This window comes from Bradyrhizobium sp. LTSP885 (genome assembly GCF_000938305.1).
GTDB lineage: Bacteria > Pseudomonadota > Alphaproteobacteria > Rhizobiales > Xanthobacteraceae > Bradyrhizobium.
In genome coordinates this window covers 361,896-372,229 of record NZ_JYMT01000042.1, presented here as the reverse complement: position 1 = coordinate 372,229, position 10,334 = coordinate 361,896, and the positions used below count along the sequence as shown (strand labels likewise).

Here is a 10,334-nt window from a genome sequence, read left to right as displayed (position 1 = left end):
CGGACATCGTTGTCGTCAGTGGAACGTGGCTGCCCTATCGCGGTGGGCACATGTACCAGGTGCTGTAGCCGGGATTGTTCGGCATGAACTGCATCATCGTGTGCTGGCCACCGCCGTCACCGCAATGCACGGCAAAGGTCGGACAGAGCCCTCCCGCCAACAGCGTCGGGATCGCCATCTGCTGCATCATTGTGTGGTGAACCGGGGGATGGCAGCCAAAGGACGGGCAGATCCCCCCGACCAACACCGTCGGGATCGCCATCTGCTGCATCATCGTGTGGTGAACCGGGGGATGGCAGCCAAAGGACGGGCAGATCCCCCCAACCAACACCGTTGGGATCGCCGCCTGCGCTATCATCGTGTGATGGACAGGGCCGCCGCAATGGGAAGTCGGACAGGCAAGGCCCCCGGAGCTTAGCGTCGGCGTCTGGATCGGCGGGAACGCCGCGGCGGCAACCTGTGGCGTGCCGGCCTGCTGTCCCGGATCGCCGCACGCGATCGACGGACAGGCGCCAATGCTTGGGCACGCGATATTGGCCGAGGCAAGGCAGCCGGGATCAGCGACGGTGCGCGGCAGGCAGACGATCCCGAGCGTATGATGACAGGCCGGCGTGAGCGTTCGCAGGTTGCAGATCACGTGCGTTGGTATTGCCGTTGCCGTTGGGCTGAACTGGGTGTGGTGACACACGACGAATGTGTGCGGACACTGGAACGGGTCCATCGTCACCGGCCACGCGGCCTGACCACCGCCAACTCCGCCACCGGCGGCCGCGGCGATGTGATCCCGCATGATCGCTCCCTCAAGGAACGTTCCCTTGGGCTTGTCCGCAGCCGGGGCGCCGTGGATGAGCTGGGCGCTGCGCGCGATCCAGACGTGGCTCGCCTGCAGCCCGTCATCGGATTTTGCGTCCTGCTGGTGCAGGATGTCGGCGTTCGGAATGTCGACGTAACTGCTCAGGCTCGGATCAAAATAAAGCCGCGTGTGATCGGCCTCTGATGAGGCCCCGAGATAGCCCGACAACATCACGGTTGCCGGCGGATTCTTTGGATCTTTGACAATCTTGTCGACGAAATCGGCCATGGACAAAAACCTCCAGGTAAAAATCGCCACGTCCCATTCAGCCGGAACCGCGGAACTGAGACGGAGCATCCCGATCGCTATGGCGGCTAGAAGCGTGCTTGTTCGTTTCGAGCTGGTGTCGCGCCGATGACGGGCACATTTGCAATAAAAATCGATGGTCGTTCAAAAATCACGGCCATCACTTCGCACACGGTTCGAAGTCGCGCCGATAGAAATCGTTAGCAACATCTCACGCGGAGATGCATGCGTCAATATTTGCTACCTCCGCGTTTAAATCGAACGCCGGCGCGAAATGTCGCCGCCGCAACAACGAGTTCGCTTCCGATCCGCGACCGCTGCACGATGCTGGAAACATTATTGTGATACAATCATGGCGTGCGCGATGTGGCGACTCGTGGCCGGGATCGGTGTGACGCCAGTGTGACGACAAGAGCCGCCGATTTGCCGACGGCTGCGCGTCCTGCTCTAGATTCTCGTTTTGACGCGTTTTCTTGACGCGAACCGGTGTCCTCTTCGCTCGAAAATGCTCTAGATGGCCTTCTTCAGGCGCTCCAGCGCCTCGACGATCTTGGCCTTGCGCGCAACGGCCGCCTCGCGCTTTTCCTTCTCTTCCTCGACGATATCTTCCGGCGCATTGGCCACGAATTTCTCGTTGGAGAGCTTTGCATCGACGCGCTTGATGTCGGCGTCGGCCTTGGCCGCTTCCTTTTCCAGCCGCGCCCGCTCGGCGGCGAGATCGATCACGCCCTTCAGCGGCAGTGCGACGACTTCGCCACGCACCACCACCTGGACCGCGCCCTCTGGAGCGCGATCGGCGAAGGAGATATCGGACAGCCGCGCCAGTCGCTTGATGGTGTCGTTCCAGCGCTGCGCGCGATCCCTGGTCTCGTCGGACGCGTCAGCTATCATCAGCGGGGTCAGCGTCGACGGCGGGATGTTCATTTCCGCCTTCACCGAGCGCATCGCAGTAACGAGGTCGACCACCCAGCCGATCTCGGCCTCGGCTGCGGGATCGGTGAAATCATCCTCATCGATTGGGACGATAACAGGCGGAATGATCTCGCCATTCGGCCCGGCCATCACCATCGACGCCAGTTGCTCGCCGGTCAGGGCCGTCGCTTTGCGCGGCCAGGACGCGAGCACCAACAGGCCGTCGCGCTTGGCGGTCACCGCCCACAGCTCTTCGGAGATGAAGGGCATGAACGGATGCAATAGTTTCAGGATCTCGTCGCGTGTCCAGGCGACCATGGCGCGGGTCTCGGATTTCGCCGCGCCCTCCTCGCCCATCAGCACCGGTTTTGCCAGCTCGAGATACCAGTCGCAGAACACGTTCCACACGAAGCGGTAGATCGCCCCGGCAGCGTCGTTGAAGCGATGCCCCTCGATCGCCTCGGTCACCTCACGGGTGGCCCGCGAAGTTTCGTGCGCGATCCAGCGGTTCAAGGTCTCCTTTGCGCCCCTGGAATCGAAATCGTCCGGCTTGACGCATTCGTTCATCTCGGCGAAGCGGCAGGCGTTCCAGAACTTGGTCGCGAAATTGCGATTGGTCTCGACCAGGTGCGGCGACAGGCGGATGTTATGGCCCTGCGCCGCCTCGCGCGTCAGCGCAAAGCGCAACGCGTCGGCGCCGTAATCGTCGATCACGCCGAGCGGGTCGATGACGTTGCCCTTCGACTTCGACATCTTCGCGCCCTTCTCGTCGAGGACGAGGCGGTGGATGTAAACGGTCGAGAACGGTGCCTGCTTCGTGAAGTGAAGGCCCATCATCATCATCCGGGCGACCCAGAAGAAGATGATGTCAAAGCCCGTGACCAGCGTGTTGGTCGGGTAGTAGCGCTTCAATTCCGGCGTGTCGTCGGGCCAGCCGAGCGTCGAGAACGGCCACAACGCGGACGAGAACCAGGTGTCGAGCACGTCTTCATCACGCGTGATGAAGCCCTCGCGCTGGGCCGGGTCGGTGGCCATCTCATGGCCCTGCTCCGGCGTGATGACCTCCTGCTCGACGTAATAGCCGAGCGCATTGCCGACCGCCTCTTCCTCGGTCTCGGCGACGAACACCTTGCCGTCGGGCCCGTACCAGGCGGGAATCTGATGGCCCCACCAGAGCTGGCGCGAGATGCACCAGGGCTGGATGTTCTCCATCCACTCGAAATAGGTCTTGCCCCAGTTCTCCGGCACGAACGTGGTTTCGCCCGAGCGCACCGCCGCCATCGCAGGTTGCGCAAGCGTCTTGGCGTCGACATACCACTGGTCGGTCAGATAGGGCTCGATCACGACGCCGGAGCGGTCGCCATGCGGCACCGTGTGGGCGTTCGGTTCGATCCGTTCGAGGAAGCCGAAATCCTCCAGCCGCGCCACGATCTTCTTGCGCCCAGCGAAGCGCTCGATCTGTTGAAACTCCTCGGCGAGCTGCGAAGCGCCTTCGGGGAGGCCGCGCAGATAGTCCTCGTTGTCGACCAGGGTGAGGCAGCCCTCCTGGTCGAGCACGCTGATCTGCGGCAGGCCGTGGCGCTTGCCGACCTCGAAATCGTTGAAGTCATGCGCCGGCGTGATCTTGACTGCGCCCGACCCCTTTTCGGGATCGGCATAATCGTCACCGATGATGGGAATGCGGCGGCCGACCAGTGGCAGGATGACGTGCTGGCCGATCAAATGGCCGAGCCGTTCATTGTCCGGATGCACCGCGACCGCGGTATCGCCCAGCATGGTTTCGGGACGCGTGGTCGCCACCACGATGAAGCTCGCCGGATCGTCGGGATTGAAAGTTTTGCCCTCGATCGGATAGCGCAGGTACCAGAGGCTGCCCTTGACCTCGACCTGCTGCACTTCGAGATCGGAGATCGCGGTGAGCAGCTTCGGGTCCCAATTGACCAGACGCTTGTCCTTGTAGATCAGCCCCTCGCGATGCAGCTCGACGAACACCTTGACGACGGCGCGCGACAGGCCCTCGTCCATGGTGAAGCGCTCGCGCGACCAGTCGCAGGATGCGCCGAGGCGCTTCAACTGGTTGACGATGGTGCCGCCGCTCTCCGCCTTCCATTGCCAGACCCGCTCAAGGAACTTGGCGCGGCCCATCTCGCGCCGGCCCGGTTCCTGGCGTTCCATCAGCTGCCGCTCGACCACCATCTGGGTCGCGATGCCGGCATGGTCGGTCCCGGGCTGCCAGAGCACGTCGCGGCCGCGCATCCGCTCGAAGCGGCACAGGATGTCCTGCAACGTGTTGTTGAGGGCGTGGCCCATGTGCAGCGAGCCGGTCACGTTCGGCGGCGGGATCACAATGGTGAAGGGTGCGGCATCCTTGCGCTCGGGCCGTCCGGCCTTGAACGCATCGCTCTCCTCCCAGATGCGGGACATCCGGCTTTCGATATCGGCGGGCTGGTAGTTTTTCTCGATCATGACAATGCGCTGTGGACCATGGAAACGGCTAGAGCCATTTCCGTTCCGATGGAATCGGAACGGAGCTCTAGATTGTTGTTTTGACGCGTTTTCTTCACGCGAACCGGTATCCGCTTCGCTTGAAAACGCTCTAGAAAGCCGCCCGAACGCACCAAGTCAACCGACCGGCGCGCCGAAAGGACGAATTGTGGCAGTTCTGGGTGGCTGAATGAGGGCCGCAGGGCCTCTCCCTGGAGGCCCCTTGGACCTACCGTCCGCGGGAAACCCGCTCGATCTCGGCCTTGACGATGCGCTCGACCAGCCCCGGCAAATTGTCGTCGAGCCAGGATTTCAGCATCGGTCGCAGCATCTCCTTGACCAGGTCTTCGAGCGTCCGCGCGTTGTTGCTCAGCACGGTGTTGGCCAGCGAGTTGAAGGCGGATTCGACCGCCCGCATCGTCGTGCCCGAGATGATCGGCGGTGCCGGCGCGCTTTCGATCGCCGGCGGTTCATAAGACGGTTGCCGGTTCAGCGACCTGGCAGCGGCCGATTCCGTGAACTCGACATCGTCCTGCGGCTCGACCTTCTGGAACGACGGCGCGGGCGCGGGAGCCGGGTCCGGCAATGCCATGTCGTCGGTGAGCTCGAACACGTCGCCATCCGGCTGTGGCGGCCTGACCTCCGCCGCCGGGGTCGCCTCTTCGAGGCTGGCCAACAGCGCATCGATGTCGTCCTGGCCATTGCTTGCGGCCGGTGCCGGCGCCACCGGCTTCGGAGGTGGCGCCGCGGCAGCCTTCGCGGCTGGCGGTGGCGCGGGCGGAGAACTCTTCACCGCGGCCTTGGCAGGCGGTGGTGGCGGCGGCTCGACCTTCGGCGGCGGCGCGGCAACCGCCGCGGGCTTCTCGGCAGCGGCCGGCTTGGCCTCGTCGTCGGCAATGATGCGACGGATCGACGCCAGAATCTCCTCCATCGAGGGCTCTTGGACCTTCGCAGGTTGCGTCATCGCCGACTCCACATCGAAACCATTTTACACCAAGCCCCAGAGGATTCGCTGGTTCCGATAATGCGGGTCGAGATTTTCGTCGCTCGCGCCCGACTTGTCCCCAGATCAAGCCCACCCAACGCCTTGCGGGCTAGCATCGCCCACACATCCGGCGTCGCATCCAGCCACGCGATAGGCCCCGTCGCGAATCGCCTTGCTGCCCGATAAAACGGTATGTCAGGGCATTTATCGATTGCAAGCAAACGGGCCCGTCTTTGGTCCTGATTGACTCAGAACCGAAGACTAGGCCCGGCAAGCGACGTTGATGTGGCGGTTAGCGGCCGTCGGGCGTGCGCACGCCGGACCAGCTGTCGCGAACCTGCTGGTAGTGTACGCCGGGATCGTAGACATTGGTCTTCAGGCCGAGCACCTGCGGCGACAGCCGACCGATCGCGTTCAGCACATTGTAGGACGCGACGACGCGGTCGTGCTGCGCGGTCACCAGCGCATTGCGGGCGTTGACCAGCGCCTGCTGAGCGTTCAGCACGTCGAGTGTGGTGCGCTGGCCGGCCTTAGCCTCTTCCCGCACGCCATTCAGCGCGATCTCGGATGCCGTCACCTGCGACTGCGCCGACGTCACCTGCGCCTTGCCGGCGACCAACTGGCCCCAAAAGGTGACGGTGTTGGCGCGCGCCTGATCGCGCGTCTGTTCCAGCACAAGACGCTGCTGCGCCAGCGATTCCTTGGACTGCCGGATCAGCGCGTATTCTGATCCGCCCTGGTAGAGCGGCACCGACACTTGGACCTGGGCCGCCGCATTGAAGGCGCGGTTCACCGACAACTGCTGTTCGTAGCCTTGGGTCACCGTCGCCTGCAACCCAACCGTCGGAAGCAGCGCGCCTTCGGCGACCTTGACCTGCAGGAAATTGATGTCGACGCCGAACATCGCGGCTGTCACGTTCGGGTTCTGGGTCAGGCTGAGCTCGACGGCGCCGGCAAGCGATGCCGGCAGGAAGCGATCGACCGGCGAGCCCGGTGCGAGGTTCTCCGGCTCGTTGCCGATGATGCGGCGGAAGTTCGACCGCGTCGTCGTGAGGTTGGACTCCGCGGTCAGTTGCTGAGTTCGGCCTGCCGCAAGCTGCGCCTCGGATTGCGCCACGTCGGTGCGCGTTACTTCGCCGACATTGAAGCGATCCTGGGTCTGCTTCAGCGTTTGCTCGAGCACGCGGGTGTTGCTGCGCTGAACTTCCACGATCGCAGCGTCGCGGAGATAGTCCATATAGATGGTGGCCGCGTTCAAGATCACGGTCTGCTCGAGCACGCGCAACCCCTCGCGTGCCGACGACACCTGGCTCTCGGCGGCACGCACCCGTTCCGGGGTCTGCGCGTTGTACAGCGACTGGTTCACCGTCAGGCCCGCGCTGCGCGGGATCTGCGCGCCAGAGAGCTTGCCGGTGCTAGGCACATTCTCGTCAGTGTACTGCCCCCCGCCACTTAGGGTCAGCGAGGCCTTCGGACGGTAGCCCGAGAGCGCCTGCGGAACGTTTTCGTCGGTGGACCGCACCAGCGCACGCTGGGCGTTGAGCTGGGGATTGTTCTGGTAGGACCGCACCAGCGCGGCCTCGATTGTATCGGCGAGAGCGGGCACCGGGCCCATCTCAGCCAACAGAAGTACGGCAATCGCAGCCGCGGTGACAACTTTCACCCCACGCATCCCCGGTAATCCATTCATTTTGTAGTCGCCGGCTCAAGAACACGGGCCGGACGCCGCTTCAGACGAAGTGAGTCCCGCCTCACCTTAGTCCGCAGCTAAGGGCAACGGAACTACCCCGCAACGGCGCGCGGTGGAAACTCTTCACGTGGGGCAAACGGGCCACACTTCTGATTCAGAACGGGATTTTATCAGCTGCCGCAGCGCACTAGCGGTCAGAAGACGAAGCTGGGGAGCCGTTCCAATCCGGGCAAAATCGGGGCGGTCGCGTCGAACAGTTCGCGGTGCCCGAAATCGCCGTGGGAATGCGTCACGAGGCTGGCGCGCGGCGGCTGCTCGAGGGCGAAGACGCCGACCAACCGGCCGCCGTCCTTGAGCTGGCTGTAGAGCCCGCTCGGGACGACCTCGGTGGCACCGTTGAGGACGATCACATCAAACGGCGCTCCCGCAGCATCGCCATCGGCTGCAGCTGCGGCCTTCACGCCGACATTGTGGATGCCGACCTCGGCGAGCACGGCGGCGGCCTTGGCGGCAAGGGCCGGATCGCTTTCGATCGCACTCACCTGCCCGGCGAAGCGCGCGACGACCGCTGCGGCATACCCGGTCGCGCAGCCCACCACCAGCACGCGATCGGTTTTCGCGATCTCGGCCGCCTGCAGCATCTTGGCGAGGACTGCCGGCTGGATCAGGCAGCGCCTAGACGCGCCGCTCGCGGCGACGTCGAGGTCGAGGTCCAGATAGGCCAGTGCCTGCTTGCCGTCGGGCACGAAAGCCTCGCGTGGCACGGTCAGCATGGCATCAAGGATTCGCTCGTCGGTGACGTCGCTCGGACGCACCTGACCATCGACCATAAACTGGCGCGCGGTCGAAAAACCGGACATTGGCGGGACCCTGCAAGTCGCGCGGCGTTGCCGCTGTAGAAGCTAGAACAAGGCCATCTTTTGGAACAGGCTCCGCCAAAACGCAACACGCCGTTATCTCAACCGGGCGCGCCGCAAGTCACTATTCGATCGTGACGGCGAGCCGGCCGATCAGCCGGGCCACTTCATCGAGATGCTCGGAATCGTGCTCCTCGACAGCTTTCGCCAGCCGGCGCACGCACTCGTCGTCGCTGATGACGGGAATATCGCTGGGAACGAGGGTCGGCTGTGACATCGACAGGTCGATCAGGCTCACGGACATGCAAAACCACCTCTCAAAACCCGGCGAGGCGTAGCGTCAAAGGCGATTACGTCGATTTGGCGACTAATTTTACCTATCTGCCGCAGGCCACGGGCTTGTGATCGGCGATGGGCTGTCGATGGGGCCAGAACTGGCTCCCCGGGCTGGATTCGAACCAGCGACCATTCGATTAACAGTCGAATGCTCTACCGCTGAGCTACCGAGGAATAGGCGAAACATTTGTTCGCGCGCGCAGCGTATAACAAAGCCTTCCGGCCTTGCAAAGAACCAAATGGCGGCTCCCGCGCAACTTTAACAGGGACGGTAAACCCCCAGCGGTGCAAGGGTTTGCCGCCTTGCGCGGCGGCTCGCCCCCGCCCCGCCGCCCTACCGCCGGCTCTCCGCCGGGGCGCCGAGCATGCCAACGGCGCGGCGAGCCTGCCGCGCCGTGATGATTCTCGCCCCTCACGGGCCGCCCCCCTCACTCCGCGAGGAACGAGGTCGTCTTGGTGCCGGGATCGTAGCGCAGTCTCAGTACGTTGAACTTGCACAGATTGACGTTCTTCCAGAGCACCGAATCGTCGTAGTTGGCCCAGTCGACCTTGATGTTCCAGACGCAACCATCGTCCTCGTCGTTGAACTCGACATAGGCGGAGTCCTGGTTCTTCAGAGTGCCCTCGAGTTCGTTGTCCCATTCTTCGAGGCCATCGTCGGGCCCATTGAAGCCGAGAAACTTGATCGCGTAACCGGTCTCGTTGACGACGGAGACGTTGCGGTTGTCAGCGGCGCGCGAGGGTGCCGTGAGCAGCGCAATTCCCATCACAAGCAATGCCGACAAGATATGCTTCATGAAAAATCCTCCTGGAGATGAGTCGCACAGCGGCGTGCGGCGTTCACCTGGTTAGCGATCGTCTCGCAGGCGGACAAATCGTGCACAAAATGCGGAACCTCCCCTCCCCTCCGCTACCGGGCTGATATCGCGAAGATGAACAGCGCCGTCGCCGCGGTCGAGGCGACCGTCCGCACGTGATTCCAGAAGGTCCAGTCGGCCAGGTAGCGGGCCCAGACCGGCGCGGCCGCGCCATCGTCTGACCAAGTCTCCACTTGTACAGCTACTGTACTTCGAACGGGAACGGCTTGGGCGATATCTGGTCGCCATACTCGAGTGCGGCCACCTCGACGACTGTATTATCCTCCGCCGCTTCCAGCACAAACGACGACCAGCCACGGGTAAATATCCTGAATGACGCTCCTGCGACGCAGTCAAACTCCGATTTTCCGTCCTTTATCAGGGTAAGCGAACCGCGACGCACCCGCATGGTAGTTGTATAAAAGGAGGCGGCCACGAGGCGATAGCTCTGGCCGGCGGCGAGCACATGGCGCGCGCCGAACCGCGCGACATTGAGAACCAAACTTGGTGCGGGGACGACGACCGCCGGCAACAGATCCGGAGTTTAACCAACGGGATCGGTCGGAGCCTTCTCGCCAATCGGCTTCTCCGCCGGTTTTTCGACTTGAGCCTTGAGCTTGTCGGCTTCTTCAATCTTGGCGCGGCGTTCTAACTCGGCTTGAACCTGTCGCGCGGCCTCTTGACCAGCAGCATCGTGATAGAACTTCAGCTGCCGCTGAAGCCTGTCCTCCTCCTCCGCTTGTCGTGTTGCACACCGCTCAACCGCGACCAACTTGCAGAAGCCACGTCCAACCGTCTGGAGCATGTAATCGCTCAGCGTCACTCCGGCCAAATATTGAACAATGTAGAATCCCAGCCACAGGGTGAAGAGCAGCGATAGGTTTGCCGCCCTCTTCAACCAACCGCCGATCTGCACCCAGGCTATCCCGGCAAATGCCAGCGAAGCCAGGAGGAGCAGAAACGGGAGGTCATGGAGGACGAAGCTCTGCATCTTAGCTCTACCTGAACGTGAACTCCAATTCAGGTATGGTTAACAAGTTACGTTTCAAGGCCTCGTTCGCGCTTGTCGCGTAGGCTCAACCGCACAAACTCACTCTACTTTAGGCTGATATAG

General features: G+C 63.0%; 10 protein-coding genes and 1 tRNA gene. All 11 read right to left on the bottom strand.

Going from position 1 to position 10,334, the window contains the following annotated elements; all coding sequences use genetic code 11:
• Positions 1–34: 34 nt before the first annotated feature.
• The 11 genes from UP09_RS30750 to UP09_RS30705 all read right to left on the bottom strand — a co-directional run bounded on the left by UP09_RS30750 (position 35) and on the right by UP09_RS30705 (position 10,211).
• Positions 35–1,081, bottom strand: coding sequence for a hypothetical protein (locus UP09_RS30750; protein ID WP_044542085.1), 1,047 nt, complete (start codon positions 1,079–1,081; stop codon positions 35–37).
• A gap of 528 nt (positions 1,082–1,609) precedes the next feature.
• Complete coding sequence (locus tag UP09_RS30745) at positions 1,610–4,477, bottom strand: valine--tRNA ligase (protein ID WP_044542084.1); 2,868 nt, start codon at positions 4,475–4,477, stop codon at positions 1,610–1,612.
• A gap of 247 nt (positions 4,478–4,724) precedes the next feature.
• A complete protein-coding gene (locus UP09_RS30740) occupies positions 4,725–5,459 on the bottom strand; it encodes a PopZ family protein (protein WP_044542675.1) in 735 nt (244 codons plus the stop codon).
• A 313-nt stretch (positions 5,460–5,772) separates the two neighbouring features.
• A complete protein-coding gene (locus UP09_RS30735) occupies positions 5,773–7,152 on the bottom strand; it encodes a TolC family outer membrane protein (protein WP_044542083.1) in 1,380 nt (459 codons plus the stop codon).
• Between the two features lie 212 nt (positions 7,153–7,364).
• On the bottom strand, positions 7,365–8,030 hold the full coding sequence (locus UP09_RS30730) for a protein-L-isoaspartate O-methyltransferase family protein (protein ID WP_044542082.1): 666 nt from the start codon (positions 8,028–8,030) through the stop codon (positions 7,365–7,367).
• A 121-nt stretch (positions 8,031–8,151) separates the two neighbouring features.
• Positions 8,152–8,331, bottom strand: coding sequence for a hypothetical protein (locus UP09_RS30725; protein ID WP_044542081.1), 180 nt, complete (start codon positions 8,329–8,331; stop codon positions 8,152–8,154).
• Between the two features lie 131 nt (positions 8,332–8,462).
• Positions 8,463–8,537, bottom strand: a tRNA-Asn gene (locus tag UP09_RS30720).
• Between the two features lie 254 nt (positions 8,538–8,791).
• Positions 8,792–9,160 (bottom strand): hypothetical protein, encoded by a 369-nt coding sequence (locus tag UP09_RS30715; protein ID WP_044542080.1) that lies wholly within the window; start codon positions 9,158–9,160, stop codon positions 8,792–8,794.
• A gap of 113 nt (positions 9,161–9,273) precedes the next feature.
• The gene (locus tag UP09_RS37865; RefSeq protein ID WP_156164855.1) at positions 9,274–9,414 is read right to left on the bottom strand and encodes an anthrone oxygenase family protein; all 141 of its coding nucleotides are present in this window, start codon (positions 9,412–9,414) and stop codon (positions 9,274–9,276) included.
• 8 nt (positions 9,415–9,422) lie between these two features.
• On the bottom strand, positions 9,423–9,752 hold the full coding sequence (locus UP09_RS30710) for a hypothetical protein (protein WP_156164854.1): 330 nt from the start codon (positions 9,750–9,752) through the stop codon (positions 9,423–9,425).
• A gap of 12 nt (positions 9,753–9,764) precedes the next feature.
• Positions 9,765–10,211, bottom strand: coding sequence for a hypothetical protein (locus UP09_RS30705; protein WP_044542078.1), 447 nt, complete (start codon positions 10,209–10,211; stop codon positions 9,765–9,767).
• Positions 10,212–10,334: the final 123 nt, after the last annotated feature.

What these genes read in the sequence shown, in the direction of transcription:
- UP09_RS30740 (WP_044542675.1), bottom strand. Translation starts at nt 5,459, where the DNA reads ATGACGCAACCTGCGAAGGTCCAAGAGCCCTCGATGGAGGAGATTCTG.
- UP09_RS30725 (WP_044542081.1), bottom strand. Translation starts at nt 8,331, where the DNA reads ATGTCCGTGAGCCTGATCGACCTGTCGATGTCACAGCCGACCCTCGTT.
- UP09_RS30735 (WP_044542083.1), bottom strand. Translation starts at nt 7,152, where the DNA reads ATGCGTGGGGTGAAAGTTGTCACCGCGGCTGCGATTGCCGTACTTCTG.
- UP09_RS30745 (WP_044542084.1), bottom strand. Translation starts at nt 4,477, where the DNA reads ATGATCGAGAAAAACTACCAGCCCGCCGATATCGAAAGCCGGATGTCC.
- UP09_RS30715 (WP_044542080.1), bottom strand. Translation starts at nt 9,160, where the DNA reads ATGAAGCATATCTTGTCGGCATTGCTTGTGATGGGAATTGCGCTGCTC.
- UP09_RS30750 (WP_044542085.1), bottom strand. Translation starts at nt 1,081, where the DNA reads ATGGCCGATTTCGTCGACAAGATTGTCAAAGATCCAAAGAATCCGCCG.
- UP09_RS30705 (WP_044542078.1), bottom strand. Translation starts at nt 10,211, where the DNA reads ATGCAGAGCTTCGTCCTCCATGACCTCCCGTTTCTGCTCCTCCTGGCT.
- UP09_RS30730 (WP_044542082.1), bottom strand. Translation starts at nt 8,030, where the DNA reads ATGTCCGGTTTTTCGACCGCGCGCCAGTTTATGGTCGATGGTCAGGTG.